27 protein-coding genes and 1 riboswitch are annotated in these 26,590 nt (G+C 71.4%); of the genes, 10 read left to right on the top strand and 17 right to left on the bottom strand.

All coding sequences use genetic code 11. The features are described 5' to 3' along the window. Window positions 1–6 precede the first annotated feature (6 nt). Complete coding sequence (locus JX005_RS04055; RefSeq protein ID WP_214466152.1) at window positions 7–933, top strand: ROK family protein; 927 nt, start codon at window positions 7–9, stop codon at window positions 931–933. Next, on the top strand, window positions 926–1,705 hold the full coding sequence (locus JX005_RS04060) for a glucosamine-6-phosphate deaminase (RefSeq protein ID WP_214466153.1): 780 nt from the start codon (window positions 926–928) through the stop codon (window positions 1,703–1,705). Before JX005_RS04055 ends, JX005_RS04060 begins: the two co-directional genes overlap by 8 nt. 30 nt (window positions 1,706–1,735) lie before the next feature. Here JX005_RS04060 and JX005_RS04065 read toward each other — a convergent pair whose 3' ends face one another. The 5 genes from JX005_RS04065 to JX005_RS04085 all read right to left on the bottom strand — a co-directional run bounded on the left by JX005_RS04065 (window position 1,736) and on the right by JX005_RS04085 (window position 8,683). Next, window positions 1,736–3,127: an FAD-binding oxidoreductase gene (locus JX005_RS04065; protein ID WP_214466154.1), complete on the bottom strand. Its 1,392-nt coding sequence runs from the start codon at window positions 3,125–3,127 to the stop codon at window positions 1,736–1,738. Then, the gene (locus tag JX005_RS04070; protein ID WP_214466155.1) at window positions 3,124–3,510 is read right to left on the bottom strand and encodes a YrdB family protein; all 387 of its coding nucleotides are present in this window, start codon (window positions 3,508–3,510) and stop codon (window positions 3,124–3,126) included. Before JX005_RS04070 ends, JX005_RS04065 begins: the two co-directional genes overlap by 4 nt. Window positions 3,511–3,560: 50 nt before the next feature. Then, window positions 3,561–5,618, bottom strand: a complete 2,058-nt coding sequence (locus JX005_RS04075) for a sigma-70 family RNA polymerase sigma factor (RefSeq protein ID WP_214466156.1) — start codon at window positions 5,616–5,618, stop codon at window positions 3,561–3,563. 438 nt (window positions 5,619–6,056) lie between these two features. After that, window positions 6,057–7,184 carry an N-acetylglucosamine-6-phosphate deacetylase gene (nagA, locus tag JX005_RS04080; RefSeq protein WP_214466157.1) on the bottom strand — a complete coding sequence of 376 codons (1,128 nt, stop codon included), beginning with the start codon at window positions 7,182–7,184 and terminating at the stop codon, window positions 6,057–6,059. Further along, a complete protein-coding gene (locus JX005_RS04085; protein WP_214466659.1) occupies window positions 7,181–8,683 on the bottom strand; it encodes a beta-N-acetylhexosaminidase in 1,503 nt (500 codons plus the stop codon). The genes nagA and JX005_RS04085 overlap by 4 nt, the downstream gene beginning before the upstream one ends. Window positions 8,684–8,917: 234 nt before the next feature. Next, window positions 8,918–9,002, top strand: a riboswitch (ZMP/ZTP riboswitch). A gap of 70 nt (window positions 9,003–9,072) precedes the next feature. Here JX005_RS04085 and glyA point away from each other — a divergent pair. The 5 genes from glyA (at window position 9,073) to JX005_RS04110 (ending at window position 13,300) form a co-directional block, all read left to right on the top strand. After that, window positions 9,073–10,347: a serine hydroxymethyltransferase gene (glyA, locus tag JX005_RS04090; RefSeq protein ID WP_214466158.1), complete on the top strand. Its 1,275-nt coding sequence runs from the start codon at window positions 9,073–9,075 to the stop codon at window positions 10,345–10,347. A 176-nt stretch (window positions 10,348–10,523) separates the two neighbouring features. Next, window positions 10,524–11,405 carry a bifunctional methylenetetrahydrofolate dehydrogenase/methenyltetrahydrofolate cyclohydrolase gene (locus JX005_RS04095; protein ID WP_214466159.1) on the top strand — a complete coding sequence of 294 codons (882 nt, stop codon included), beginning with the start codon at window positions 10,524–10,526 and terminating at the stop codon, window positions 11,403–11,405. 346 nt (window positions 11,406–11,751) lie between these two features. Beyond that, window positions 11,752–12,309 carry a dihydrofolate reductase family protein gene (locus JX005_RS04100; protein WP_214466160.1) on the top strand — a complete coding sequence of 186 codons (558 nt, stop codon included), beginning with the start codon at window positions 11,752–11,754 and terminating at the stop codon, window positions 12,307–12,309. 4 nt (window positions 12,310–12,313) lie between these two features. Further along, window positions 12,314–12,703 carry an MmcQ/YjbR family DNA-binding protein gene (locus tag JX005_RS04105; RefSeq protein WP_307858488.1) on the top strand — a complete coding sequence of 130 codons (390 nt, stop codon included), beginning with the start codon at window positions 12,314–12,316 and terminating at the stop codon, window positions 12,701–12,703. Window positions 12,704–12,757: 54 nt separating this feature from the next. Further along, entirely contained in the window at window positions 12,758–13,300 is a 543-nt protein-coding gene (locus tag JX005_RS04110; RefSeq protein ID WP_214466162.1) for a putative immunity protein, read from the top strand. 54 nt (window positions 13,301–13,354) lie between these two features. Here JX005_RS04110 and JX005_RS04115 read toward each other — a convergent pair whose 3' ends face one another. After that, the gene (locus JX005_RS04115; protein WP_214466163.1) at window positions 13,355–13,522 is read right to left on the bottom strand and encodes a hypothetical protein; all 168 of its coding nucleotides are present in this window, start codon (window positions 13,520–13,522) and stop codon (window positions 13,355–13,357) included. A 125-nt stretch (window positions 13,523–13,647) separates the two neighbouring features. On the opposite strand from JX005_RS04115, the gene JX005_RS16225 reads away from it, so the two are divergent. Together JX005_RS16225 and JX005_RS04125 are read left to right on the top strand one after the other, a co-directional pair. Continuing rightward, window positions 13,648–14,010, top strand: a complete 363-nt coding sequence (locus JX005_RS16225) for an MmcQ/YjbR family DNA-binding protein (RefSeq protein WP_214466164.1) — start codon at window positions 13,648–13,650, stop codon at window positions 14,008–14,010. A 5-nt stretch (window positions 14,011–14,015) separates the two neighbouring features. Then, window positions 14,016–14,558, top strand: coding sequence for an AAA family ATPase (locus JX005_RS04125; protein WP_214466165.1), 543 nt, complete (start codon window positions 14,016–14,018; stop codon window positions 14,556–14,558). A gap of 22 nt (window positions 14,559–14,580) precedes the next feature. Here JX005_RS04125 and JX005_RS04130 read toward each other — a convergent pair whose 3' ends face one another. The 10 genes from JX005_RS04130 to JX005_RS04175 form a co-directional block, all read right to left on the bottom strand. Next, window positions 14,581–15,636 (bottom strand): RNA polymerase sigma factor, encoded by a 1,056-nt coding sequence (locus tag JX005_RS04130; protein ID WP_214466166.1) that lies wholly within the window; start codon window positions 15,634–15,636, stop codon window positions 14,581–14,583. Beyond that, a complete protein-coding gene (locus JX005_RS04135; RefSeq protein ID WP_214466167.1) occupies window positions 15,636–16,016 on the bottom strand; it encodes a YciI family protein in 381 nt (126 codons plus the stop codon). Before JX005_RS04135 ends, JX005_RS04130 begins: the two co-directional genes overlap by 1 nt. Before the next feature lie 80 nt (window positions 16,017–16,096). Then, complete coding sequence (locus JX005_RS04140) at window positions 16,097–16,669, bottom strand: hypothetical protein (RefSeq protein WP_214466168.1); 573 nt, start codon at window positions 16,667–16,669, stop codon at window positions 16,097–16,099. Window positions 16,670–16,711: 42 nt separating this feature from the next. Next, window positions 16,712–17,509 (bottom strand): transglutaminase-like domain-containing protein, encoded by a 798-nt coding sequence (locus JX005_RS04145; protein ID WP_214466169.1) that lies wholly within the window; start codon window positions 17,507–17,509, stop codon window positions 16,712–16,714. A gap of 96 nt (window positions 17,510–17,605) precedes the next feature. Beyond that, window positions 17,606–18,406 carry an HpcH/HpaI aldolase family protein gene (locus tag JX005_RS04150; protein ID WP_214466170.1) on the bottom strand — a complete coding sequence of 267 codons (801 nt, stop codon included), beginning with the start codon at window positions 18,404–18,406 and terminating at the stop codon, window positions 17,606–17,608. Further along, complete coding sequence (locus JX005_RS04155; protein ID WP_214466171.1) at window positions 18,391–19,176, bottom strand: 2-keto-4-pentenoate hydratase; 786 nt, start codon at window positions 19,174–19,176, stop codon at window positions 18,391–18,393. Before JX005_RS04155 ends, JX005_RS04150 begins: the two co-directional genes overlap by 16 nt. A gap of 55 nt (window positions 19,177–19,231) precedes the next feature. Continuing rightward, window positions 19,232–20,398 (bottom strand): 3,4-dihydroxyphenylacetate 2,3-dioxygenase, encoded by a 1,167-nt coding sequence (gene hpaD, locus JX005_RS04160; protein WP_214466172.1) that lies wholly within the window; start codon window positions 20,396–20,398, stop codon window positions 19,232–19,234. Window positions 20,399–20,417: 19 nt separating this feature from the next. Next, the gene (gene hpaE / locus JX005_RS04165; RefSeq protein WP_214466173.1) at window positions 20,418–21,980 is read right to left on the bottom strand and encodes a 5-carboxymethyl-2-hydroxymuconate semialdehyde dehydrogenase; all 1,563 of its coding nucleotides are present in this window, start codon (window positions 21,978–21,980) and stop codon (window positions 20,418–20,420) included. A 62-nt stretch (window positions 21,981–22,042) separates the two neighbouring features. Continuing rightward, window positions 22,043–22,753: a GntR family transcriptional regulator gene (locus tag JX005_RS04170; RefSeq protein ID WP_214466174.1), complete on the bottom strand. Its 711-nt coding sequence runs from the start codon at window positions 22,751–22,753 to the stop codon at window positions 22,043–22,045. Then, on the bottom strand, window positions 22,750–24,339 hold the full coding sequence (locus tag JX005_RS04175) for a fumarylacetoacetate hydrolase family protein (RefSeq protein WP_214466175.1): 1,590 nt from the start codon (window positions 24,337–24,339) through the stop codon (window positions 22,750–22,752). Before JX005_RS04175 ends, JX005_RS04170 begins: the two co-directional genes overlap by 4 nt. A gap of 122 nt (window positions 24,340–24,461) precedes the next feature. Between JX005_RS04175 and JX005_RS04180 the strand changes: the two genes are divergently transcribed. Next, window positions 24,462–25,844, top strand: coding sequence for an MFS transporter (locus JX005_RS04180; protein ID WP_214466176.1), 1,383 nt, complete (start codon window positions 24,462–24,464; stop codon window positions 25,842–25,844). Window positions 25,845–25,951: 107 nt separating this feature from the next. Here the strand turns inward: JX005_RS04180 and JX005_RS04185 are convergent, their stop codons facing one another. Further along, window positions 25,952–26,572 carry a TetR/AcrR family transcriptional regulator gene (locus JX005_RS04185; protein WP_214466177.1) on the bottom strand — a complete coding sequence of 207 codons (621 nt, stop codon included), beginning with the start codon at window positions 26,570–26,572 and terminating at the stop codon, window positions 25,952–25,954. Window positions 26,573–26,590: the final 18 nt, after the last annotated feature.

Genomic DNA, 26,590 nt, shown 5'->3' on the forward strand with positions numbered 1-26,590 from the left:
GGGGCGATGAAGGTCGGCCTGGACGTCGGCGGCACGAAGACCGACGCCGTCGCCGTCGACAACTCCGGCGCGATCGTGGGTCACGTGCGCCTCGCGACAGGGTGGGGACCGGATGCCGTCACCGCCACGGTCCTCGATGCGGTGAGCGCCCTGGGGCGCGAGGCCGGCGTCGACGTCTCGGCGATCCGCTCCGTCGGCATCGGCATCCCGGGCCAGATCGAGCCGGGAGCGGGACGCGTGGTGCATGCCGTCAACCTCGGTGTCGAGGAACTCGACCTCGTGGCCGCGACGCAGCCGCGCCTCGGCGTGCCGGTCGGGGTGGAGAACGACGTCAAGGCGGCCGCGCTCGGTGCGTTCGCCCTGCACGGCGGCTCGGGCTCGATGGGCTACCTGAACCTCGGCACCGGCATCGCGGCGGGCATCGTGAGCGAGGGCGTCCTGTGGCGAGGCGCGCGCGGCACGGCCGGCGAGGTCGGGCACATCTCCGTCGATCCGAGCGGACCGCTCTGCCGCTGCGGTCAGCACGGCTGCATCGAGGCGCTCGCCGGTGGCGGGGCGATCGCCGAGCGGTGGGGTCATGCCGCGGCGCTGCCGGTGCGCGACGTGTTCGACGCCGCCGATGCGGGAGACCCCACCGCGCGCGAGCTGCGGGCCGGGCTCGCACGGGGTGTCGCGGCGGCCGTGCGCGTGCTCGTGCTGACCGCCGACCTCGACGCCGTCGTCCTGGGCGGCGGCGTGACCGCTCTCGGCGAGCGTTTGATGACGGATGTCGCGGCCGAGCTCGCGGCCAGTGCCGAGGCATCCCCGTTCATGCGATCCCTGCGCCTCCAGGAGCGCGTCGAGCTGCTGCCTGCGGGCTCTCCCGCCGCGGCACTCGGCGCTGCCCTCGTCGGCGCGGCCCGCGACCCGGAGGGAGCACTCGCCCGTGGCTGAGATCATCATCGTCGGCGATCAGGCCGAGGCCGGCGCCATCGCCGCCGACGAGATCGTGCGCCTCATCCGCGCGAACCCCGAGACGGTGCTCGGACTGGCCACCGGATCCACGCCGCTGCCGGTCTACGAGGCGCTTCGCCCGCGCGTCGCCGCCCTGGACGTGTCGCGTGTGCGCGGCTTCGCCCTCGACGAGTACGTCGGCCTCGACCCCGCGCATCCCGAGAGCTATCGCTCGGTGATCTCGCGCGAGGTCGTCGAGCCGCTCGGTCTCGACCCGGCCCTCGTCCGCGTTCCGGACGGGTCGCTCGACGGCATCGAGCACGCCGGCGACGCCTACGAGCGCGCGATCGTGGACGCGGGCGGCGTCGACCTGCAGATCCTCGGCATCGGGACGGACGGCCACATCGGCTTCAACGAGCCGGGTTCCTCATTCGCGTCGCTGACGCGCGTGAAGACCCTTACCGAGCAGACGCGCGAAGACAACGCGCGCTTCTTCGACAGCGTCGACGACGTGCCGCGGCACTGCATCACGCAGGGTCTCGGCACGATCATGCGCGCGCGGCATCTCGTGCTCCTCGCGTTCGGCGAGGGCAAGGCCGAGGCCGTCGCGGGCGCGGTGGAGGGCCCGGTGACGGCATCCCTTCCCGGCTCGGCGATCCAGCTGCACCCGCACGCCACGGTGCTCGTCGACGAGGCCGCCGCTTCGCGCCTCGCCCATGCCGACTACTACCGCTACGCGTACGCGAACAAGCCCGCCTGGCAGGGTCTCTGACCGCCCGCACACTAGCCGGGCGGTCCGGTTTCAGTCCGAGAACACCTTGCCCGGGTTCAGGATGCCGAGCGGGTCGAACTCGCGCGTGATCCGGCGCTGCAGGTCCCACTGGTCGGCGCCGAGCTCTTCGACGAGCCAGCGGCGCTTGAGCACGCCGACGCCGTGCTCGCCCGTGAGCGTGCCGCCGAGGCGCAGCGCTGCGCGGAAGAGGTCGTCGGCGGCCGCCCAGATGTGAGCGGGCGCCTCGACGACGCCGAACTCGTCGGGCTCGGCATCGAAGATGAAGTTCGGGTGCAGGTTGCCGTCGCCCGCGTGCGCCACCGTCGGGATGACGACGCCGTGCTCGCGTTCCACCCGGGCGATCTCGTCGAACATGGCGGGGAGCGCGCTGCGCGGCACCGAGACGTCTTCGATGAGGGCGGTGCCGAGGCTCTCCATCGCCGGGTGCATCGACCGTCGGATCGCGAGCAGGCGCTCGCCCTCCTCGCGGTCGTGCGAGACCGCGACGGTGCCGCCCGCGGCGGTCAGGACGGCGGCGATCCGATCCGCCTCCGCACCGGCAGCGGGGCCGTCGGTCTGGATCGTCAGCTGCGCGGCGCCGGGGGTCGGCGGCTCGAGCGACAGGAGCGCGTGGACGGCGGCGAGGGACGCGGCATCCATCAGCTCCATGATCGCGGGCTGCGCACCCGACGCCGTGACCGCAGCGGATGCCTCGGCCGCGGTACGCACACCCGGGAACGTGGCCGCGATCGTGCACACCTCCCCGGGCACGAGCCGGCGCAGCTTCAGGGTCGCGCTGACGACCACACCGAGCGTGCCCTCGGACCCGATGACGAGCGACGTCAGATCGAGTCCGGTCACGCCCTTCACCGTCCGGTGGCCGAGGCGCAGCAGGCGGCCGTCGGCGAGCACGAGGTCGACGCCCAGCACCGCGTCGCGCACCACGCCGTACTTCGCGCACAGCAGGCCGCCCGCTCCGGTGGCGATGTTGCCGCCGACCGTCGAGATCGCACGGCTGGCGGGATCGGGAGCCCACCACAGCCCGTGCTCGGCCAGAGCGGCGTTGAGGTCGGCGTTGATGATGCCCGGTTCGACGACGGCGAGCAGGTCGTCAGGACGCACCTCGAGGATGCGATCCATTCCTCTCACCGAGAGGGCGATCTCGCCGGCGCCGGCGTTCGCGGCTCCGGCCAGGCCGGTGCCGGCTCCGCGGGTGACGACGGGCGTCCTGGTGGCGGTCGCGATGCGGAGGGTCTGCTGCACATCGGTCACCGAAGCCGCGTGGACGACAGCGAGCGGGATTCCGGATGCCGCGTGCCCCGACTTGTCGGCGCGTGCGGCGGCGAGCGACCCGGGGGAGGTGTCGACGCGGTCTCCGAGCGCGGCGCGCAGCTGCGCGACGACGTCGGCCGGCTCGGTCACGCGAACCGGCGCCGGCCCGCGATCACGCCGATCGTCACGGCGACCACGCCGAAGCCCAGCCCGATCCAGGCCTGGTCCATGCTCCACCACGCGATGGTCGCCGAGGCGTACACGAGGAGCTCGACCAGGGCGCGGACGAACGGATGCACCGCGAACACGGCGCGGGGAGAGACGAACAGGGCCCACACCACGATGGCCAGGAGGGGTGCGCCGATGCCCGCGACGATGTTCCATGGGAACGGCCAGGACGCGAAGCCCCAGATGGCGAGGGTGGCGAACGCGAAGAGCTGGCAGAGGAGAGCGAGGATGTCGATCGCCGACAGGGGGGCCCGCGTGCCCGGGACGGGCTCGGCGGACGACGCGGGGCGTGCGGAGTCGGACATGCCTCCAGTTTAGGCGCCGCGCCTCACCGGCTTGTGGCGCGCGGTGCGCCTCAGCCGAGCGCGCTCAGCTTCGCACCGACCGGCGGGCCGACGTGGGCACCTTCGACGTAGCGCAACTCGAGGCGGGCATCCGCCGCGATCTCGGCGGCCGTGGGCGCGAGGGTGAGAACGCCGATTCCGCTGCCATCGAGGGTCGTCGTCGCGTGAACCGCGCCGCGGATCCGCGCCTGCACGGATGCGCCTGCGGCACCGCTGACCGTCACGTCGATCGTCGTCTGACCCGACCCCGTCGACGCGGTGCTCGAGACGATCGAGGGCGTTCCAGCGGGAAGGGAGGGTCCTGCGGGCTTTCCGGCGCCGCCGGCGTTGCTGTTGGAGCTGCCGCTGTTCGCGTTGCCGCTCTGCGGGGTGCCGTTGTTCACGCCCGGGGCCGTGTTCCCGTTGTTCGTGCCGCCGTTGTTGGTTCCGGCGTGCGCGTTGGCGTTCGCGTTGGCATTGGCGTTGCCGCTGGCGCTGGCGCTGGCGCCGTTGTTGGTGCTGCCGTTGTTCGTGCCGCCGTTGTTCGTGACGCCGCTGGGGGTGCTGGTGGGGCCGTTGCCGGTGCCCGTGGCTCCGTTGCCGGTTCCGGCGTTGCTCGTACCGCCCGCGTCGGTGCTGCCGGAGCCGTTGGCCGGAGCATCCGCGTTCCCATCGCTGCCGCCGCCCGCGCCCGCGTTCTCAGCCGGGGAGCCGCCGTCGGACTGCTCATGCGCTGAGGCATCGGTCGACTCCGACGGAATCACCGGGATGTCGGCAGGCGAGGGGCCGCCCGGCGCGGAGATGGGGATCGTCCCCTCCTCGATCGTCTCGAGAGGGGTGTCGTGCGCATCGGCCAGAGTCCGCACGGACGCAGTCTCGACGTCCGACGGAGCACGGCCAGGCGACTCCGGCAGTGCGATCGCGGCCGCGACCGTCCCGGCGACGACGAGTCCGGCCGCTGCGAGGCCGGCCACACCCGCCCCCGTGAGCACGCCGCCCGTGGCGGCGGCGGCGGTCACCGTCGCCGCAGCGCCCGCGGCACCGACACCGGCGGCTGCCGCTCCGGCAGTCGCGGCCGATCCGGCACCGGCGGCCGATCCTGCGCCGACGAGGGTCGATGAAGCGGCGGCTGCACTCCCGGCCGCCGTGGATCCTGCCGCTGCCGCCGAGGAGCCGACACCCGCCGCGCCGATCCCGGCCGCAGCGGATCCGGCCGAGCCCGCGCCCGCGGTCACGGCGCCCTGGACCACCGACGACGGCATCGCGGCGAGTGCGATGATCGGCACGCCGCTCTGCAGCGTCGCCAGGTATCCGGCGGTGCCGACCACTCCGACCGTGAGCGGGATGAGCACCAGGGCCAGGCGGCTCGAAACCTCCCGAGCCTCGCTCGCGACGATCGCGCAGCGCGCGCAGCCCGCGAGGTGCTCCTCGACGCGGGCCCGATCACGGCGTCCGACGTTGTTGCGCGCGTATGCGCCGAGCCGTTCGATCGACCAGGCGCAGTCCGAGCCGTCGGCGACCGAGCGCAGGTGCGCCTGGATCCACGCCTCCCGCAGGCCCTCTCGCGCGCGGAAGGTGAGCTGTGCGACGGCGGTCGCCTTCATGCCGAGCAGCGGCGCAATCTCGGAGGGCTTCATGCGCTCGATCTCCGAGTACCAGAGCACCTCCTGCCAGCGGGTCGGGAGGCTGCGGAACGCCTGGTGGGTCAGCCCTCGGTCGAGCGATGCGGCGGTCGCCTCGTCGGTCGTCGTCGGGTCTTCGAGCGTCTCGATCTCGTCGATGGTGGTCTCGCGCCGGCTGCGGCCCCAGCCGGCAGCCGTGTTGCGGATGCTGGTGAACAGGTAGGCGCGGAACGATCCGGTCGGACCCCCGCCGCGCTGGATCGACTGGAAGATCTTCGTGTACGCCTCTTGCACGAGGTCGTCGGGGTCGGTCGTCGGCGAGACGCTGCGGGCGACGGCGATGCCGGAGCGGTAGTGGCGTCGCCACAGCTCGCCGAAGGCGGTGGCGTCACCGGACCTGCTGCGCAGGACGAGATCGACGTCGGCGATCTCCGCCGGCGGATCGGTCGTCGCGTCGTGTTCGGTCACAGTCTCCCCCAGTCGACTGGGCGGTCATGATCGCTCCCCAGCGGCGACCGGCCCAAGCGGCCCCGAGCTGAACGGGCCACCGGGTCCATTCTGACGGCGAACCGCTGATTTGGCCAGATCAATCCTCCAATCGGTGCGCGCTTCGGGTGGTGCGTGCGGATCCCCTCGGGAATTTCTCGGAACCCGCGTAATAGAACGCCCGACGCGCCGTCTCATGGGTGACACATCGTTGCTCACCGAATCGTGGGGATCAGGTGAGCATCGGCGAAGGACGGATTTCCGTCCGTGTCGCCGAAGGCGGGGCTCGGTGGGAACTCGGGGGAGGGACCACCGGCCCCGCTCTACCCCTGGACTGCGTGGCCACGCCCGAATGGCAGCGGTCGCCACTCACGCTCCGTCCGTCGCGCAGCACCCCGGTTTGCGCGGCGGGCGGACCAGTCAGACCGTCGCGCCGCCGACCCAGACGCGGCTCACGCGCAGGTCGGCATCGAGCAGCACGGCGTCCGCGACGCCGCCGACCGCGAGCGTGCCGAGATCGGATCGTCCGACGGCCCTCGCCGGCGTCGACGTGAGCGCGCGCACCGCCGTCGGCAGCGGCACCCCCGCCGCCACCACGCGGCGCAGGGCTTCGTCCTGCGTCAGGGTCGAGCCGGCGATGGCACCGCCCTCGTCCAGCCGTGCCACACCGTCATCGACGGTGACCGCGAGGCCGCCGAGCTCGTAGCGACCGTCGGCCGACCCGGCGGCGGCCATCGCGTCGGTCACGAGCGCGACGCGATCACCGGCGGCCGCGAACGTGACGGCGATCAGGTCGAGGTCGACGTGAGCGCCGTCGGCGACCAGCTCCAGGATCACTCTCCCGTCCCGCATCGCGGCGACGACCGGACCGGGCGCGCGGTGGTGGATGCCGGGCATCGCATTGAAGGCGTGCGTGAGGATGGTGGCCCCGGCGTCGAACGCGCGTCGAGCGGCGTCCGCATCGGCGTTCGTGTGCCCGACGGCCACAGCGACGCCGGCGTCGACGAACCGCCCGATCGCCTCGTCCGCGCCCGGCAGCTCCGGAGCGAGCGTGACCTGGCGGATCGTGCCTCGTCCCGCCTCGAGGAGACGATCGACGGATGCCGCATCCGGCGCCCGCAGGAGCGCCTCGGTGTGCGCGCCCTTGTGTCCCGGATCGAGGAACGGCCCCTCCAGGTGCGAGCCGAGGATGCCGGGGTCGGCGGCGGCGAGGTCGGCGACCATGGCCACGCGCGCGACCAGGTCGTCGAGCGATGCCGTGACCAGCGACACCACGGCCCGGGTCGTGCCGTGCGCCAGGTGCAGCGTCCGCGCCGTGCGGATCGCGTCCGGACCGTCGTCGTAGCTCGCGCCGGCGCCGCCGTGCCCGTGGATGTCGACGAAGCCGGGGACGAGGCATCCACCACCGCCGTCGATGACCTCGTCGGACGCCGGTCGATCCCGGCCGACGCCGGCTGCGCGAACCCGGCCGTCGTCGAACAGCACCCACGCGTCGTCCCTGACGCGTCCGTCGTCGACGAGCCGCACCGCGTGGACGAGTGCGCTCACTCGGTCGCCCAGTCGATCTCGTCGCTGGGGTGGAAGCCGATGCCCAGGCTCGTCCACAGCGGCCCGAGCGACCCGACCCGCTCGCGGAACGAGTCCCACGTGCGCAGCTCGCTCGCATCGGTCGCCGGCGACCAGCCTGCCTCCGCGGCGGCGGCGATCCGGGGGAACGCCATCGTCTCGATGTCGTCGAGCGTCCGGATGGTCTCGCTCCACAGCGGCGCCTCGACTCCGAGGATGTCGCTGTCGTCGACGTCGGCGAGGATCGTGGAGGGCTCCCACTCGTAGGCCCGCTGCACGCTTGTCGGCCCGTTCGCCCACGTGAGTCCGAGCTGCGGGCCGGTCGGGTACTGCATGTCGAGGTAGATCGCGTCGGCGGGCGAGAGAATCAGCCGACCGCCGTTGCGCACGAAGCCGCGCGCCTTGTCGTCCATGCCATCCGTGGGTCGCATGAAGCCCCAGTACTGACCGACCGTGGCCTCGGCCAGGTCGGGCGCGTCTCCTGCCTCGTGCCACGCCACGGGCGTCTTCCCGAGGTCGGCGATGATGCCGCTCACCCGCGAGACGAACAGGGCGAAGTCCTCGTCGGGAGTCCCGAGCGCCTCGTCGCCGCCCAGGTGCAGGTACGGGCCGGGGGTCATGGCGGCGAGCTCGCCGAAGACATCAGCGGCGAAGTCGTAGGTCGCCTCGTCGTGGATCTTGAGCGAGGAGAAGCCGACCGCGATTCCGCCGTAGTGCTTGCCGCTCTCCGGCAGCTCGCTGCCGTCCTCGCGCATGTGGTCCGCGATCACGGGCTCCTCGACGAGTTCGGGATACGCGAGGCCGACCGCGTGTGTGTGCCCCGGCATGTCGATCTCGGGCACGACGATCATGTGACGGGATGCCGCGTGCTCGACGATCTCGCGGTAGTCGTCGCGCGTGTAGAAGCCTCCGGCGTCGCCCCCGACCGCGCTGCCCGCTGCCAGCTCGGTGAGCTTCGGACGCGAGTGCAGCTCGATGCGCCAGCCCTGGTCGTCGCTCAGGTGCAGGTGGAGGGCGTTGAACTTGAGCCCGGCCGCGTCGTCGATGTAGGCCTTGACGGTCTCGACCGAGTGGAAGTGGCGGGCGACGTCGAGCATCACGCCGCGGTAGGCGAACCGCGGCGCGTCGTCGATCGAGACGGCGGGCACGATCCAGTCGTCGCCATCGCGGGCGATGAGCTGGCCGAGCGTCTGCACGCCGTAGAAGAGGCCTGCGTCGTCGGCGCCGGTGATGGTGACGGATGCCTCGTCCGCGACGAGCCGGTACGACTCGGCCGGGCCGCCCCGCTCGATCGCGACGGTCACCGTGGGGCCGCCGCCGTTCGCGGCCGGGCTCAGACCTGTGCGCGCCTCGACGAGAGCGGTGAGCGCGGTCGCGGCATCCGCTTCGCCTTCGATCCGCGTCGAGTCGGAGAGGCGGAACGGCGCGCCGGCGGCCTGCTCGATCGAGGCGGGGGCGGGGACCACGGCGGGAAGCGACACAGTGTCTCCATTCTGGGCGGGAGGCGCGCAGCCCGCCAGCAACGCCGCGGCGACGGCGGCCAGAGCCAGCGTCCGTCCTCGACGACGATTCATGTAAAGAGTCCTAACAAAAGGTGGACTCAGCCTATCGCCCCTACCGTCGAGCGTCCAAGACTCGCCGCGCGCCGAGCGGCGGGCGCGGCGTGTCCTGGACGCTCGACCGGGGAAGAGGGTGGGGTGAGGCATCCGTTATGCTCGGAGAGTCGCGACTGGCGTTGAGGTGGGCCACCACCGGGGAGCGACCGACTACGGCATTCGACCGCGCGCCTGGGCCGATGTGTGTTTCGATACGCGCGCGCTTCGCGGGCTGCTCAACAACCGCTGTTCACTGCCGCAGTCAGGAGATCGTCATGACCGATCAGTACTTCAACGCCCCTCTCTCCGAGGTCGACCCCGAGATCGCCCAGGTGCTCGAGCGTGAGCTCGAACGCCAGCGCGGCTACCTCGAGATGATCGCCTCCGAGAACTTCGTGCCCGTGTCGGTGCTGCAGTCGCAGGGCTCGGTGCTCACCAACAAGTACGCCGAGGGCTACCCGGGGCGTCGCTACTACGGCGGCTGCGAAGAGGTCGACGTCGCCGAAGAGCTCGCGATCGCTCGAGCGAAGGAGCTGTTCGGCGCCGAGTTCGCCAACGTGCAGCCGCACTCGGGCGCGACCGCGAACGCCGCCGTGCTGCACGCCATCGCGCGCCCGGGCGACACGCTCCTCGGACTCTCGCTCGACCAGGGCGGTCACCTCACGCACGGCATGAAGATCAACTTCTCGGGCCGCCTGTACGACATCGTCGCGTACGGCGTCGACCCCGAGACCTCGATCATCGACATGGACGAGGTGCGTCGCCTCGCGATCGAGCACAAGCCCAAGGTCATCATCGCCGGCTGGTCGGCGTACCCGCGTCAGCTCGACTTCGCCGCGTTCCGCGCGATCGCCGACGAGGTCGGCGCACTCCTCTGGGTCGACATGGCGCACTTCGCCGGCCTCGTCGCCGCCGGCCTGCACCCGAACCCGGTGCCCCACGCCCACGTCGTCTCGTCGACGGTGCACAAGACGATCGGCGGCCCGCGCTCGGGCTTCATCCTGACCAACGACGCCGACATCGCGAAGAAGATCAACTCGGCCGTCTTCCCGGGTCAGCAGGGCGGTCCGCTCATGCACGTCATCGCCGCCAAGGCGACCGCGTTCAAGCTCGCCGGAACCCCGGAGTTCACGGAGCGCCAGGAGCGCGTGCTGCGCGGCGCGCACATCATCGCCGAGCGCCTGTCTCAGCAGGATGTGGCGGATGCGGGCATCACGGTGCGCTCCGGCGGCACCGACGTGCACCTGGTGCTGGTCGACCTGCGCAACGCCGAGATCGACGGCAAGCAGGCCGAGGACCTCCTGCACGAGATCCACATCACCGTCAACCGCAACGCGGTGCCGAACGACCCGCGTCCGCCGATGATCACGTCGGGTCTGCGGATCGGCACGCCCGCCCTCGCGACGCGCGGCTTCGGCGACGCCGAGTTCACCGAGGTGGCCGACGTCATCGCCCTGGCGCTCCTGCCCGGCGCCGACGTCGAGGCGCTCCGCGCCCGCGTCGCCGCCCTGACGGCCGCCTTCCCGCTCTACCCCGGCCTTCAGCAGTAGCCCCGGCCGCGGCATCCCACCCCCACCCGGCCCGCCGGGCGCCCTCGCCCTACGTCCCGTTTTTCGCGAGACTGCATTGGTGCACCGAGACCGCTGCCGGTGGCTGCAGTCTCGGAGCACGTTTGCGGTCTCGCGTACCGGCGGAGGCTCGCAGCGACGAACACAGGAGAAGTCAGATGACGGCGATCAAGCTCGACGGCAAGGCCGCTGCGGCCGAGATCAAGGCGGAGCTGGCCGAGCGCGTCTCCGCGCTCAAGGAGCGCGGCATCACGCCCGGCATCGCGACCGTGCTGGTCGGCGCAGACCCGGCCTCGCAGCTGTACGTCGGCATGAAGCACCGCGAGTCCGAGTCGATCGGCATGAACTCGATCCAGCGTGAGCTTCCCGCGGACGCCTCGCAGGCCGAGGTCGAAGCGCTCATCGACGAGCTCAACGCCGACCCCGAGTGCCACGGCTATATCGTGCAGCTGCCGCTGCCCAAGCACATCGACACCGACGCGATCCTCGAGCGCATCGACCCCGCGAAGGACGCCGACGGACTCCACCCGACGAACCTCGGGCGGCTCGTGCTCAATGTGAACACGCCCATCACGTCGCCGCTGCCCTGCACCCCGCGCGGTGTGATCGAGCTGCTCCTGCGCAACGGCTACGACCTCAACGGCAAGGACGTGGTCGTCGTCGGCCGCGGCGTGACGATCGGCCGGTCCATCGGCCTGCTGCTCACGCGCCGCGAGTACAACGCGACCGTGACCCTCACCCACACCGGCACGGCCGACCTCGCCCACCACCTGCGTCAGGCCGACGTGGTCGTCGCTGCGGCGGGCGTCAAGCACATCGTGCGCGCCGAGGACGTCAAGCCGGGCGCCGCCGTCCTCGACGTCGGCGTCACCCGCGAGGTCGACCCCGAGACGGGCAAGTCGAAGATCTTCGGCGATGTCGCACCCGACGTCGCCGAGGTCGCCGGCTTCCTGTCGCCGAATCCCGGCGGCGTCGGCCCGATGACGGTCGCGCTGCTGATGACGAACGTCGTCGAGGCCGCGGAGCGGCTCGCCGGCTGACGCGGGTCGGGCTGGTTCAACCGCGCCGCTTTGCGCTTCGGCGGCGTCCTGCGCCGCGCTCCGGCGCGGTTGGGGCGTGAGGCGTGGGGTTTCAACCGCGTCAACGGGCAACTGACGGTGAGCGGATGCCGCACCTCGGCGCGGTTGAGCAGGGCGGCGCGCCGGCGGGTTGGTTCGGCGCGGGGGTTGAGGCGTGAGGCGCGGGGTTCGACCGCGCCAACGGGTGCATCCAGGCGAGCGGATGCCGCACCTCGGCGCGGCTGAGCAGCTCATGGCTCCCCAGCCGAGACTTTACGGCGAGCGGCGATCGATGGCAGGTTGAGGGTGTGAACACCGGGGTGCCGTCGTGCTGATCTTCTCCATGGGCGTGTCCGTCGACGGCTACATCGCCGATCGCGACGGCGGCTTCGGGTGGAGCGCCCCGAGCGACGAGCAGTTCGCCTTCCACATCGAGGAGATCCGCGGGCTCGGCGGGTGCCTGCTCGGGCGGCGTCTGTACGAGACGATGGTCGTCTGGGAGACCGACCCGTCCTTGCGCGACAGCGACGCGACGACGGAGTTCGCCGAGCTGTGGTCCGCCCTCCCCAAGGTGGTGTTCAGCCGCACGCTCGACCGGGTCGAGGGCAACGCCCGGCTCGCCGAAGGGTCGCTCGCGGACGAGGCGGCGCACATGCTCGCGGCGACGGACAAGGACATCGAGGTCGGCGGCGCGACTCTCGCCTCCGCCGCGATCGACCTCGGGCTCGTCGGTGAGCTGCGGATGTTCCGCCACCCCGTCGTTGTGGGCGGCGGCACGCCGTTCCTGCCGCCGGTCGCGCGCGCCATCGACCTCGAACTGCTCGAGACGCGCACCTTCGGCACGGGCGTGGTGTTCGAGCGGTACCGCGTCGCGCAGGATGCCTGACGCCGTGCCTGATCTCGACGACATGCGTCGCACCGCGTCCCAGCTTCCGGGCAGTGAGGAGCGCTCGACGACCGGCGGCGCGGCATGGTTCGTGCGCGGCAAGCTGTACGCGTGGGAGTGCCATCCGTGGCCGAGCATCCCCGAGGACATGCGCGCGATTATCGCGGCGGAGCTCGTCGTCGGAGTGAAGGTCGCCGATCGCGTCGACGCGCTCGCCTTGGTCGAAATGGAGCCCGATGTGTTCCTGCGCACGACGACGGCGTGGAACGAGCCGAAGGTCGCCCTCCGCATGGCGGGGATCGATCCCGACCACCTGGCGGAACTCGTCACGGAGGCGTGGCGCACGCAGGCGCCGAAGTACCTGCGGCGGGAGTTCGACGAGCGTCCCGCCTGACGCGCGCGCCGCATCCCGTCGCGGGGCGGCGGTCTGACATGCGAGAGTGACGGGATGCCGTCGCCGCAGTCCCTCAGTGAAGACGACCGTCGGCTCGTCGCCTCGTGGGCGGCCGACTGTGCGGAGCGGGTGCTCTCGCTGTTCGAGGCGGAAGCTCCAGGCGACGACCGGCCGCGCGACGCCATCGCCCGCACCCGCGCGTTCGCGCGCGGCGACCTCACGGCAGCGGGCGAGATCAAGCGGCGCTTCGTCGCGGGCCGGGCAGCGGGCGCCGTCACGTCACGGTCCGCCGTCGCCGCCGCTCGCGCGGCCGCGCAGGCCGCGGGGGTCGCGCACATGGGAGCGCACGCGCTCGGTGCGGCGGCCTACGCGGCGCGAGCGGCCGGCGCGGCCGAGACGGACGCATCCGCCGCCGCCGCACGCGAACTGCAGTGGCAGCTCGAGCGCATGAGCGACGAGGTCGCATCCGCTCTGCGACAGCTCCCCCCGCTCGGTCACGACTCGGCCGGCCCGCTCGGTCCTGGGCTGCTCGCCTCGGGCGACCTCGGTGACCATATCCGCGCGATCCAGGCTGGGCTGAAGGACAGAGACGGATGATGATCGGATGCCGCGGCATCCGCTCTCTCGATCAGAACGCGCGCGCGACCCCGGTCACGACCGGCGCCCGCTGTGATCCTCGACGTCCGGCTTCGCTCGCGCTCGATCGGCGATCTCCTCCTCCGGGCGCGGGGCGATCGTCTCGTCGTCCTCGAGCTCGGGGATCGTGGCTTCGTCGGGACCGGGGACGTGGTCCGGCGACGGGTGCTCGCGCTGAGACATGGGGATTCCCTCACTTCCGCTGTCGCTCGGTTCTCCCAGCATGCGCCCGACCGCGCGTCGCCTCAAGCGGGCGACGGGCTCTCACGGCCTAGCGGGCAGGACGCCCACGAGGGCACACTGAACCCGTGACACCGGAAGAGATCCACGAGTACTGCGCTGCGAAGTGGGGAGCGTGGGAGGACGAGCCGTGGGAGGGCGACGTCGTCTTCAAGGTCGGGCCGGGGGAGCGCGGCAAGATCTTCGCCTTCCTCGGCGACGGACGCTCGATCGGGGTCAAGGCGGCGGCCACCCGTGAGGAGGCGGACGAGTGGCTGATCCGCTATCCGGACGATGCCCGGGTCTCCGCCTACATCGGCCGGTCCGGCTGGAACACACTCGACACCGGCGGCGGGATCCCCGACGACGAGCTTCGCGAGGCGATCGACCGCTCGTACGAACTCGTGGTGGCGGGCCTGCCCAAGAAGTACCGCGAACCCCCGGAGGAGTGACCACCGTGACGGGAAGCATCACGATCGTCACCGGCCCGGCCGGGGCTGGAAAGAGCTCGGTCGCGCGACGCGTCGCGTCGGCGCGCCGACTGGCCGTGCACCTCCACACCGACGACTTCTGGGGCTTCATCGCCGCGGGCGGAGTCCTGCCGTATCTGCCGGAGGCCGACGCTCAGAACCACACGGTGCTCGACGCCATCGCGGCCGCCGCGTTCGCGTACGCGGAGGGCGGGTACGAGGTGGTCGCGGATGGCGTCGTCGGACCCTGGATGCTCGACCACTACACCCGCCCGGCCACCGCTCACCCCGGCATCCCGCTCCGTTACATCGTCCTCCGGCCCGACCTCGCCGTCACCCTGCGGCGCGCGCAGGCGCGCACGGCGACGGACGCCCTGACCGATGGTGACGTGGTCGCCGACCTGTGGCACAAGTTCTCGAACCTCGGGGCGCTCGAGTCGCACGTCATCGACACGTCAGGGCTCGAGCTCGGCGAGACGGTGCAGGCGGTGGAGGCCGCGATGGTGTCCGCGGACTACGTCCTCACCTGACCGGGCGTGATCCTCGCGCGGGTCATCCCGCCGCGCGAGCGCGCGCCTCGGCCGCCGCCAGCGCGGCGGCCGCGCCCTCGGTGGGCGCGATCGCGACGAGCCCGCGATACAGCGTCACCAGGGCGTCGACGTCGAGCTCGCCCGTGCGGGCCCGGTCGCAGTGCACGGCCTGAATCGCCGCCTCGAGCTGGAACCTTCCGAGTGGCCGACCGAGAGCCGACGCGCGGCGGAGCAGGGCTGCCCCTTCGACGATCATGCCGTGGTCCCAGTCGGACGGATCCTGCTCGTCGAGAGGCGGCCAGGGGACGGCTGTCCGTGCCGGAGCACGCGACTGCGCGTAGGTCAGCAGCGCAGCCAGACCCCACGCCTCCGGCTCGTCGTCGAGCAGGCTCGCGGCGAGCACCGCGAGCCATCGGGCCTCGTCGGCGAGTGACTCCCTCGGCTCGTCACCCTGGTCGAGCCACTCGAGCGCGTATGCGCCGTAGATCGCTTCGAGCACCGCCGGCAGACGGGCCGGCATGTCGGCGCGGGTGGGCACGGCGAACGGGATGCCGGCGTCGCGGATCCGCCGCTTCGCCCGCACGAGTCTCTGCGCCATGGTCGCAGGCGGCACACCGAACGCGCGCGCCACGTCGGCGGCCTCGAAGCCGAGGACCGTCTGCAGCATGAGGGGCGAGCGCACGTCGGGGTCGATGGCCGGGTGCGCGCACGCGAAGAGCAGCTCCAGCCGCTTGTCGGGGATGTCGTCGCGCCGCTCCACCACGGCGGTCGGATCGAGGGCCCGGTCGTCGGCGAGCGTCGCGGCGACGGCCTCGTCGAGCGGCACGCCGGTGCGCCGGGCGGCCGAGCCGAGGGCGTCACGCAGTCGGTTGCGTGCCACGGTGAGCAGCCATCCTTCGGGATTGGCAGGGATGCCGGCATCCGGCCACGTCCTCAGCGCGCGCTCGAACGCATCGGCGAGGGCGTCCTCGGCGAGCGCGACGTCACGCGTGCCTGCGGCGACCAGCGCCAGGAGGTGACCGTACGACGTGCGGGCCGCGCGCTCGGTGGCGGACCGCACGTCGTCGGAGCCGGGCATCACACCGCGAAGCTCGTCCAGGCGCCGTCGACGAACCGGGTCGCCGTCGGCCGGATCTCGACCGTGCCCCACCCGATGGACGGAGCCTGGGCGGCCCACCCGATCGCGGCGTCGAGGTCGTCGACCTCGATCACGAACGTGCCGCCGAGCTGCTCCTTGGTGTCGGCGAACGGGCCGTCCTGCACGCGCAGCGTGCCGTCCGGCGCGGTGACCGAGGTCGTCACGGCCGAGGGCTGCAGCACCTCGGCCGACCGCAGCACGCCGGCCGCGTCGATCGCCTTGGCGTACTCGTCGAACTCGCGCATGCCTTCGGCCCAGGCATCCGGCCCCATGTCGTCGGAGGTCATCTCGGGATAGTGGAGGAGGAGCGTGTAACGCATGATGTCGTCCTTTCGTCAGTGCTGCGACACCACGATGACGATCGAGGATGCCGCGGATCGACAGCCCTGCGGGATTCTCCTCAGCCCTTGCCGAGCTCGTCGAGCATGCGCCGCTGCTCGTCGGTGAGCCCGTCATGGAGCTCGCGACGGCCCGCGGCCTCCTCGGGACTCGGGATGCGCGGAGCCGAGTCAGCCGATACCGCCGCCGTCGAACCCCTGCCTCCGGAGGCCCGGTCGTACAGGGAGCCGGCGTGTGCCTCGACCTTGTCGTCGATCGCGTCGTAGATCGCCCAGCCGATGAGGAGGATCACCGGGGGGAGCACGTATCCCCAGAAAGCTCCGAAGAAGCCGCCCCCGATCGAGACGCCCGACAGCCACACGGTCGCGATCCATACCAGGAACGCGACGGCGAACCCGAGCAGGAACTCGACGAACTTCTCACCCGCCTTGGTCCGCTGATTCGCCGACTTCGCCGCCATCGAGCGGAACCAGCGGTGAACGGCCGGCTTGATCCAGATGACGAGCGCCGTCATGACGATGGCGGCCCACAGAGCGGACCAGCCGACCCGCGCGGGCGTCAGGAATCCGATGACGAGCAGCACGACGATGTTGAAGACCAGCAGCGACGCGAAACGGACGATCCACTTCCTCATGGGATCACTGTGCCACGTCGGGACGCGGTCGCGGGAGCCCGCTCACCAGATCGAGACGAGCTCCGTGATGTCGTCGTCGGGCAGCACATCGGCGGTCGCGGTGACCTCCATGTCGATCAGGTCGGCGCGGCCGGACATCACCGTCAGGAATGCCGTGTCTGCGGCATCCCTCCCCGTAGCGATGCGCACGAGCGACGATCGCGGCGCGAGGGTGGTCGCGTCGACCGCGCGCCAGGCATCGTCGATCCACGCCTCGGCCACCGCGTGGAAGTCCATCGGCGAGACGCCCGGGGCGTACACGGCGACGCTGCGCGCGGGGACCCCGAGGCCTCGCAGCAGCGCGACGGACAGGTGCGCGTAATCGCGGCAGACTCCCTGCCGGGCCAGGAGGGTGCGCGTCGCGCCGTCGGTGGGCAGCGACGAACCCGAGACGTAGCGCAGGCGCGTGCCCACCCAGGACGAGACGGAGGCGAGCAGCTCGGACGGATCGGTGATGCCCGCGAACTCCCCTCCGGCCGTCGGCGCGAGGGCGTCGGACTCCGCGTACCGGCTCGGCCGGCTGTAGATCAGGAGGTCCGCTTCGGTCGCGTCCGCGGTCTGCGCGGTCCCGTCCACGCGCGCGGTGTACTCCGCGGTGAGCCTGCCGACACCCGACTTCACGCGGTGCAGACGCGTGCCGTGGGCGTCGGAGACCACGTGCCAGTCGAGGGATTCGCCGTCGAGCGTCGCGGAGAAGTGCTCCTGCGACGGCGCGTACTGGTCGGCCACCGCGATCGCGAACACCAGGTCGGCGGGCTCGGTGATTTCGAGAACGATCCGGCTCGAGACATCCCTCTGCATGTCCTCACCCTGACACGCGCGGGCGCCGGATGTGGGGACTTGACAGAGCGGATGCCGCGACCAGGGTGCGGTGGGATCGTCGCGGCGGGCGGGATCTCAGTACGAAGAGCGGTTGCCGTCGGATGCCGCGACCCAGCGCGCCGCGAGGGATTCCGACGCCCGCGCGAGTACTGCCACGTCGGCGCCGACCAGCACGAAGCCCGCTCCGGCGTCGACGTACGACTGGGCCGCCGCCGGGTCGAACGCGTTCACGCCGACCGGCTTGCCTGCCGCGAGCACCGCATCGAAGGCGCGGACGACGGCGGCCGCGACATCCGCGTGCGTCTGCTGACCCAGCAGCCCCATCGAGGCGGCGAGGTCGCTCGGCCCGACGAAGACGCCGTCGATGCCGTCGACCGCCGCGATCGTCCCGGCGGCCTCGACGCCTTCCACGGTCTCGACCTGGACGAACAGCGAGACGTGCTCGTCGGCGTTCGCCAGGTAGTCGTCGACGCGGTTCCAGCGGGCGGAGCGGGCGAGCGCCGAGCCGACGCCGCGACGGCCGCGCGGGGGATAGCGCACGGCCTCGACCAGCTGGGCGGCCTCCTCGGCGGACGACACCATCGGCACGAGGATGTTCTGGGCGCCGAGATCGAGCACCTGCTTGAGGGTGACGACGTCGCCGATCGGGACGCGCACGACCGGGCTCACCGGATAGGCGGCGACCGCCTGGAGCTGCGCGAGCACCGACTCCAGGCCGTTGGGGGAGTGCTCCATGTCGATGAGCAGCCAGTCCAGGCCGGACCCGGCGCAGATCTCGGCGACGAGCGGGGATCCGGAGCAGACCCACATGCCCGCCAGCGCGCGATCGGCGCCGGAGAGCGCGTCGCGGAATGTGGGGCTCAGATGAAGCGACATGCGATCTTTCCCATCGGTCCGTAGTCGCACAGCACGCTATCGCCCCGCGACACCCACAGGGGGCGCGTGAACGATCCGGCGAGGATGATCTCGCCCGCCTCCAGCCGCGCGCCGTGCTGGTGGAACTTGTTCGCGAGCCACGCCACACCGGTCGCCGGGTGGCCGAGGACGCCGGCCGCGACGCCGGTCTCCTCGATCTCGCCGTTGCGGCTGAGCACGCCCGGGACCCACCTCAGGTCGATCTCATCGGGCCGCTTGCGCACGTCGCCCAGCACCATGGCGCCGTACGCGGCGTTGTCGGCGATGGTGTCGACGATGGTGCGTCCCTCGAGCTCGATGTGCGAGTTGAGCACTTCGAGCGCCGGCACGGCGTAGTCGATCGCCGCCAGCGCGTCGTCGAGGGTCGCCTCAGGCCCCTCCAGCGGCTTGGCGAGCACGAACGCGAGCTCGACCTCGATCCGGACGTTCGAGAACAGGTCGACCGGGATCTCCGCGCCGGACTGGTACACGGTGTCGTCGAACATGACGCCGTAGTCGGGCTCGGTGATGCCGGTGGCCTGCTGCATGGCCTTCGACGTCAGCCCGATCTTGCGGCCCACCAGACGGCGTCCGGCCGCGAGGTTCTGGTCGCGCCACACGCCCTGGATGGCGTACGAGTCCTCGATCGTCGCGTCGGGGTAGCGCGCGGTGATGCGCGGGATCACGCCGTGCGTGCGGTCGGCTTCGGCGAGCTCGTCCGCGAGCTTCGCGATGACGTCGGGTGGAAGCATGTCTCTCCTTGGTGGGCGTTTCGTCTCGCTTCGCTCGCTCAACGACCGGGGCCGGTCAGAGCTGGTGGCCGAGCTTGTACTCGCCCTGCTTCCAGCTGGGCAGCTCCTCCGCCTTGTCGTCCGGTCGCGTGTACGAGAACCCGTCCGCGCCGATCGTGACCGCCATCTCCGACGTGTCGGTGCGGGCGACGACCGGCTGCGGGTTGCCGTCGAGATCGAGCACAAGGGATGCCTCGGTGTACCACGACGGCACGACGGGGTTGCCCCACCAGTCGCGGCGCTGGTTGTCGTGCACGTCCCACGTGATGACCGGGTTGTCGGGGTCGCCCGTGTAGTAGTCCTGCGTGTAGATCTCCACGCGGTGGCCGTCGGGGTCGCGCAGGTACAGGTAGAAGGCGTTGCTCACCCCGTGGCGCCCGGGTCCGCGCTCGATCGCGTCGGAGCGACGCAGCGCGCCGAGCTTGTCGCAGATCGCGAGGATGTTGTGCTTCTCGTGCGTGGCGAACGCGACGTGGTGCATGCGCGGGCCGTCGCCGCCGGTCATCGCGGTGTCGTGCACGGTCGGCTTGCGGCGCATCCACGCGGCGTACACGGTGCCCTCGTCGTCCTGGATGTCCTCCGTGACGCGGAACCCGAGGTCCTGCATGAACGCGACCGCCCGCGGCACGTCGGGCGTGACCTGGTTGAAGTGGTCGAGGCGGACGAGCTCTCCGGGGGTGTGGAGGTCGTAGCGCCACGACAGGCGCTCGACGTGCTCGGTCTGGAAGAAGAACTCGTACGGGAAGCCGAGCGGGTCGGTCACGCGCACCGAGTCGCCGATGCCCTGGGTGAATCCTTCCGGGCGGCGCTCGACGCGGCATCCGAGTTCCTCATAGAAGGCGACCGCCTTGTCGAGGTCCTCCGGCGTGCGCACGCGGTACGAGAACGCGGCGACGGCGGCGACCGGCCCCTGACGGAGCACGAGGTTGTGGTGGATGAACTCCTCCGTGGAGCGGAGGTAGATCGCGTCGCCGTCCTCCTCGGTGACGTAGAGCCCGAGCACGTCGACGTAGAAGGTGCGCGAGGCGGCGAGGTCGGTCACCACGAGCTCCATGTACGCGCAGCGCAGGATGTCGGGGGCCGGGCTCGACGGCGTGGGCACCGGGTTGTCAGTGTGGATCGGGGCCTCCTGGCTCACGTAGAAGCCGGACGAGGTCAGGGTCTTGTCGGTGTGGCGGGTCATGTCGTCGCGTCCTCGGGTCTCAGGCCTGCAGCTTGGTGGCGGCGTCCGTCTGGTCGGCGGGAGAGCCGGACTTGCCGAAGGTGGGGTTGTGGGCGGGGCCGAGCGTGATGTGCACGGCCTGCTGGTCGGTGTAGAAGTCGATGGAGCGGTAGCCGCCCTCGTGGCCGAGGCCCGAGGCCTTCACCCCGCCGAACGGCGTGCGCAGGTCGCGCACGTTGTTCGAGTTGAGCCACACCATGCCGGCCTCGATCGCCTGCGAGAAGTTGTGAGCTCGCTTGAGGTCGCTCGTCCACACGTAGGCGGCGAGGCCGTACTTCACGCCGTTGGCGAGCGCCAGCGCCTCCTCGTCGGTGTCGAACGGCGTGATCGCGACGACCGGGCCGAAGATCTCCTCCTGGAAGATTCGCGCGTCGGGCGCGACATCCGCGAACACCGTCGGAGCCACGTAGTTGCCGGTGGGGAAGCCGTCGGGGCGGCCGCCGCCCGCGACGAGACGGCCCTCGGTCTTGCCGATCTCGATGTAGGACATCACCTTGTCGTAGTGCTCGGGGTGCACGAGCGCGCCGACTTCGGTCCGGGGGTCCTGCGGGTCGCCGACGATCACGCGCGACGCTTGCGCCGCGTAGCGCTCGACGAACTCGTCGTAGACCTCGCGCTGCACGAGGATGCGCGATCCGGCGGTGCAGCGCTCGCCGTTGAGCGAGAAGACGCCGAAGATCGTGGCGTCGATCGCGGCGTCGAGGTCGGCGTCGGCGAACACGATGGCGGGCGACTTGCCGCCGAGCTCCATCGACAGACCCTTCAGGAACGGCGCCGCGTTGCCGAAGATGAGCTGGCCGGTGCGGCTCTCGCCCGTGAACGAGATGAGCGGGACATCCGGATGCTTCACCAGTGCGTCGCCCGCCTCCTCACCGAGTCCGTTCACGAGGTTGAACACGCCCTGGGGCAGGCCGGCCTCCTCGAAGATCCCGGCCCACAGCGAGGCCGAGAGGGGGGTGAACTCGGCCGGCTTGAGTACGACGGTGTTGCCCGTCGCGAGGGCCGGGCCGAGCTTCCACGACTCGAGCATGAAGGGGGTGTTCCACGGCGTGATGAGCCCGGCGACGCCGATCGGCTTGCGGTTGACGTAATTCAGCTGACGCCCCGGCACCTTGAACGCGTCGTCGGTCTGGGCGACGATCAGGTCGGCGAAGAACCGGAAGTTCTCGGCCGCGCGCCGCGCCTGGCCGAGCGCCTGGGTGATGGGCAGCCCCGAGTCGTACGACTCGAGCTCGGCGAGCCGCGCATCGCGTGACTCCACGAGATCGGCGATGCGGTGCAGGATGCGCGAGCGCTCGCGCGGCAGCATCCGCGGCCAGGGGCCTTCGGTGAAGGCACGTCGGGCGGCTGCGACGGCGCGATCGATGTCGGCCTTCTTGCCGGCTGCGGCCTGCAGGTAGGTCTCGTTCGTGACCGGGTCGAGGACGTCGAACGTGTCGCCGTCGACCGAGTCGACGAACTCGCCGTCGATGTAGTGCCGGATGTGGTCGGGCAGGTCGGCGGGCACGTGGCGTGCCGAGGTGGCCTGGGCGGTGTCGGTCATGGGGTGCTCCTTTGCGGGGGAGGTCCGGGGTGCGCGCAGTGGGCGGGCGACTCCGGTGGGGGTCAGAAGGCGGGGAGGCCGAGGGCCTCGTCGGGATGCTCGTGGATCATGTAGGCGTCGAGGGTGGCCGAGCGGTGGCGGCGGGCCGCCTTCTCGATCTCCCCGAGGGGCGCGCCCGACTCGATGAGCTGGACGATGTTCTCGTGTTCGCGCACGGACTCCTGGGCGCGGCCGGGAACGAAGCTGAAAGTGGAGTCGCGCAGGTGCCCGAGTCGCGCCCATTCGCCGCGCACCAGCTCGAGCATGCGCGGGTTGGCGCACTTCTCGTAGAGGGCGGCGTGGAACTCCTGGTTGAGCGCGGTGAACGCCCGCGGGTCGAAGTGCTCGAGAGTCTCGATCATCAGCTCGTTGATGCGGCGGGCGTTGCGGATGTCGTCGGGAGTGAGCCGCCGCGCCGCCAGCGCGGTGGCGGCGCCTTCGAGGATCGACAGCGCCTGCATGCTGAACCGGTACTGGGTGTCGTCGACCATCGACACGCGCGCGCCGACGTTGCGCTCGAACATCACGAGCCCTTCGGCCTCGAGCTGCCGGATCGCCTCGCGCACCGGCACGACGCTCATGTCGAGCTCGCCGGCGATGCTCCCCAGGACGAGCCGGTACCCCGGCGTGAACTCCTGATTGGCGATCCGTTCCTTCACCCAGCGGTACGCCTGCTGCGACTTGCTGAGCTCCGCGTTCGGGCTGTCGCGCACGGCGGCGTCGAACGGAGTCATCGCGCGTCTCCCTGCTCCGCGGCGTCCGCTGCGTAGCGGGCCCGCCATTCGGCGTTCATCGGGAACAGCCCGTCGACGGGATGTCCCTCCGCGACGCGCTGCGCGATCCAGGCGTCCTCGTCCTCCTGCGCGAGGGCGGCGTCCACGACCTCCTCGACGAGGGCCGGCGGGATGACGATCACGCCGTCGGCGTCTCCCACGATGACGTCTCCGGGCTGCACCGTCGTGCCGCCGCATCCGATCGTCACATCGTGGTCCCAGGGCACGTGCTTGCGACCGAGCACCGCGGGATGCGCGCCCGTCGTGTACACCGGGATGCCGACGGCCGTCACGGCGTCGGCGTCGCGCACGCCGCCGTCGGTCACGATGCCGGCGGCGCCGCGCGCGTGGGCGCGGATCGCGAGGATGTCGCCGAGCGTGCCGGAGCCGGCCTCGCCGCGCGCCTCGATCACGATGACCTCGCCCTCGCCGACGGCGTCGAACGCGCGCTTCTGGGCGTTGTAGCCGCCGCCGTGGCTGCTGAAGAGGTCCTCGCGATTCGGGACGAAGCGCAGCGTGCGCGCGGTGCCGACGAGTTTGGCTTCGGGATGCAGCGGCCGCACGCCGTCGATCGTGACGTTGTTCAGTCCGCGCTTGCGCAGCTGGGCGCTGAGCCCTGCGACGGGGACCGCGGCGAGCTTGGCGCGGAGCTCCTCGCTGAGAACAGGTGTTCCGGCGGAGGCAGGAGGATTCGGCGCCGATGCCCCTGCGTCCGGCAGAACACCTGTTCCGGGCAAGGGGGCGGGTTCCTCGGGGGTGGGGGCCTCGGGCGGGAGGCCGGCCGCCTCGCGCGAGCCCCAGGCCTCGGTGCGCTGCAGGTCGTCGGCCGCAGGCAGCGAGCCGAGCGCCGGGTCGAAGCCGACCTCCCCCTGTACGACGGTCGTGGTGAGCCGGCCGGACGTCGGCCCGCCGGGCACGTCGACCTCGACCTCGACGACGTCGCCCGGAACGGCGACCGACGAGCCCGCCGGCGTGCCCGTGAGGATCACGTCGCCCGGCTCGAGGGTGAAGTGCTGGGACAGGTCGGCGACGATCTGCGCGAGGGGGAAGATCATCCCGGCGGCGGTGTCGTCCTGGACCAGCGCGCCGTTGAGCCAGGTGCGCACGCGCAGCGAAGTCGGGTCGATCGCGGCGGCATCGATGAGCGCAGGCCCGAGCGGGGTGTATCCGTCGCCGCCCTTCGAGCGGACGTTGGAGCCCTTGTCGTTAGCGCGCAGGTCGTAGAGGCCGAAGTCGTTCGCGGCGGTCACGGCCGCGACGTGGCTCCAGGCGCTGTCGGCGCTCACGCGCCGGGCGGCGACGCCGATCACGAGTGCGATCTCGCCCTCGAACGCGAGCAGCTCGGTGCCGGCGGGTCGTTCGATGGTGGCGCCGGACGGTGCGAGCGAACTCGACGGCTTGAAGAAGTACGACGGATGCTGCGGCCGGCGTCCCCGCTGGTCGGCACGTGACGCGTAGCTCAGGTGGATGGCAACGATCTTGCCGGGCCGGGCGTGCAGCGTCCGGAATCGGGGGTCGGATGCGGCATCCGCTGTGCTCTCGTCCATCAGGAGCGTCCTCACTCTTGCGTCGTATCCGAAATCGTATATGATCGTCGCACATCCGGCAACACCCTGCACGAACGCCGCCGGTGACGAAGTCGTCAGTCCAGACACAGGAGTCAGAGCTCATGAGCACACGCCCACCCGGAGACGGGTTCACGCCCACCGGAACCATCGCGAACCCCGTCGACCGACGCCGGGTCGTCTTCGCGACCGTCGTCGGGACCACCGTCGAGTGGTACGACTTCTTCATCTACGCCACGGCGGTCGGACTCGTGTTCGGCCAGCTGTTCTTCGCGCCGCTGGGCGCCAACAGCGCGATCGTCGCCTTCGCGACCGTCGGCGTCAGCTTCCTCTTCCGCCCGCTCGGAGCCTTCCTCGCGGGACACTTCGGCGACAAGTATGGCCGCAAGGTCGTGCTGATGTGGACGCTGATCCTCATGGGTGCCGCGACCGCCCTCATCGGCGTGCTGCCCACGTACGAGGCCATCGGCGTGTGGGCTCCGATCCTGCTCGTGCTGCTGCGCATCCTGCAGGGCATCTCGGCCGGCGGCGAGTGGGGCGGTGCCGTGCTCATGGCCGTCGAGCATGCCCCGAAGAAGCGCCGCGGCATGTTCGGCGCCTCGCCGCAGATCGGCGTGCCCCTCGGACTCCTGCTGGCCTCGGGCGTCATGGCGCTCATGGCGATGATCGCCCCCGGCGACGCGTTCCTCGAGTGGGGCTGGCGTGTGCCGTTCCTCCTCAGCGTCGTGCTGATCTTCATCGGCTGGTACGTGCGCCGCCGCGTCGAGGAGAGCCCCGTCTTCATGGAGCTCGCCGAGCGCAAGGAGAAGGCGCAGATGCCGATCGTCCAGCTGTTCCGCAAGCACGCGCTCCTCGTCCTGATCGCCGCGCTGGTCTTCGCCGGCAACAACGCCGTCGGGTACATGACCACGGGCGGCTACATCCAGGGCTACTCGACGAACCCCGACGGACCGCTGGGCCTCGAGCGCGGACCGGTCCTGTGGGCGGTCACCGGCTCGGCCGTCACGTGGCTGCTGTCGACCCTTGTCGCAGGCTGGGCCTCCGACCGCATCGGGCGCCGCACGACGTACATCATCGGCTGGATCCTGCAACTGGTGGGCGTGTTCCTGCTCTTCCCGCTCGTGAACACCGGCAACATCTGGCTGCTGTTCCTCGGCCTGGCGATCCTGACCATCGGACTCGGCTTCACCTACGGTCCTCAGGCCGCGCTGTACGCCGAGCTGTTCCCTGCATCCATCCGCTTCTCGGGCGTCTCGATCTCGTATGCGATCGGCGCGATCCTGGGCGGCGCGTTCGCCCCGACCATCGCGACCGCGCTGGTGCAGGCGACAGGATCGACCGTGTCGGTCACGTGGTACCTGGCCGGCATGACGATCGTCGGCCTGATCGCGACGCTGCTGCTGCGCGACCGCTCCGGCATCCCGCTCGGTCCGGACCACGAGGCCGAGCAGAACGTCTCGCCGATCTACGGCCTCGCGAAGGCCTGATCCCGCAGGTCACCGACGCTCGCCTGTCACGATCCTGGGGTGCCACCCCGGTTTCGTGACAGGCGAGCGTTCGTGCGTGGGGGAGGAGAGGGGTGGGACGCCGCGGCTCAGCGCGTGCGCATGCCGTCGAGGGCGACCGCCACGACGTCGTGGGCCAGACGCTCGCTGTCGACCGGGCCGCCGGGGCGGTACCACTCGACGAGGGAGTTCACCATTCCGAAGAGCAGGCGGGTCGCGACGGGTCCGTCGATGTCGTCGCGCACGAGCCCTGCGGTCTGCGCCTCCTCGACGAGCCCGGTCACGCGGTGGTCGAAGGCGCGTCGGCGTTCGAGCGCGGCACGCTCGACGTCGCTGTTCCCGCGCACCCGCAGCAGCAGGGTGACGTAGGGGAGCCGGTCGACGAGCACGCGCACGGCGCCGCGGAGCACCGCGTCGAGACGCTCGGCCGCGGATCCGACGGTCGCGCCCGGCTCGTCGAGCACGCCCTCCAGCCCGCTCAGCGCCTGGTCGAGGGCGAGCGCGAGCAGCTGCTCCTTCGAATCGAAGTGGTGGTACAGCGCCGACTTGGTCAGGCCGAGGCGCGTCGCGAGATCGGCGACCGAGGTGGCGTCGTAGCCCTGTTCGTTGAAGAGGGCGACAGCGACCGCCAGCACCTGCGCCCGGTCATACCCGGGGCGGCCGCGCCGCGGGGCGGCGCTCTGAGCGCGGTCGACATCGAGGGCGGGCATGGCACCAGTGTCGCACGC

The organism is Microbacterium flavescens (assembly GCF_018588945.1).
In the GTDB taxonomy this organism is placed as follows: domain Bacteria; phylum Actinomycetota; class Actinomycetes; order Actinomycetales; family Microbacteriaceae; genus Microbacterium; species Microbacterium flavescens.

Bases quoted from the DNA above. Each gene is read 5' to 3' on its own strand.
- JX005_RS04055 (WP_214466152.1), top strand. From the start codon at position 7: ATGAAGGTCGGCCTGGACGTCGGCGGCACGAAGACCGACGCCGTCGCC.
- JX005_RS04070 (WP_214466155.1), bottom strand. From the start codon at position 3,510: ATGTCCGACTCCGCACGCCCCGCGTCGTCCGCCGAGCCCGTCCCGGGC.
- glyA (WP_214466158.1), top strand. From the start codon at position 9,073: ATGACCGATCAGTACTTCAACGCCCCTCTCTCCGAGGTCGACCCCGAG.
- JX005_RS04095 (WP_214466159.1), top strand. From the start codon at position 10,524: ATGACGGCGATCAAGCTCGACGGCAAGGCCGCTGCGGCCGAGATCAAG.
- JX005_RS04110 (WP_214466162.1), top strand. From the start codon at position 12,758: ATGCCGTCGCCGCAGTCCCTCAGTGAAGACGACCGTCGGCTCGTCGCC.
- JX005_RS04115 (WP_214466163.1), bottom strand. From the start codon at position 13,522: ATGTCTCAGCGCGAGCACCCGTCGCCGGACCACGTCCCCGGTCCCGAC.
- JX005_RS04130 (WP_214466166.1), bottom strand. From the start codon at position 15,636: ATGCCCGGCTCCGACGACGTGCGGTCCGCCACCGAGCGCGCGGCCCGC.
- JX005_RS04135 (WP_214466167.1), bottom strand. From the start codon at position 16,016: ATGCGTTACACGCTCCTCCTCCACTATCCCGAGATGACCTCCGACGAC.
- JX005_RS04140 (WP_214466168.1), bottom strand. From the start codon at position 16,669: ATGAGGAAGTGGATCGTCCGTTTCGCGTCGCTGCTGGTCTTCAACATC.
- JX005_RS04145 (WP_214466169.1), bottom strand. From the start codon at position 17,509: ATGCAGAGGGATGTCTCGAGCCGGATCGTTCTCGAAATCACCGAGCCC.
- JX005_RS04150 (WP_214466170.1), bottom strand. From the start codon at position 18,406: ATGTCGCTTCATCTGAGCCCCACATTCCGCGACGCGCTCTCCGGCGCC.
- JX005_RS04155 (WP_214466171.1), bottom strand. From the start codon at position 19,176: ATGCTTCCACCCGACGTCATCGCGAAGCTCGCGGACGAGCTCGCCGAA.
- hpaD (WP_214466172.1), bottom strand. From the start codon at position 20,398: ATGACCCGCCACACCGACAAGACCCTGACCTCGTCCGGCTTCTACGTG.
- hpaE (WP_214466173.1), bottom strand. From the start codon at position 21,980: ATGACCGACACCGCCCAGGCCACCTCGGCACGCCACGTGCCCGCCGAC.
- JX005_RS04170 (WP_214466174.1), bottom strand. From the start codon at position 22,753: ATGACTCCGTTCGACGCCGCCGTGCGCGACAGCCCGAACGCGGAGCTC.
- JX005_RS04175 (WP_214466175.1), bottom strand. From the start codon at position 24,339: ATGGACGAGAGCACAGCGGATGCCGCATCCGACCCCCGATTCCGGACG.
- JX005_RS04180 (WP_214466176.1), top strand. From the start codon at position 24,462: ATGAGCACACGCCCACCCGGAGACGGGTTCACGCCCACCGGAACCATC.
- JX005_RS04185 (WP_214466177.1), bottom strand. From the start codon at position 26,572: ATGCCCGCCCTCGATGTCGACCGCGCTCAGAGCGCCGCCCCGCGGCGC.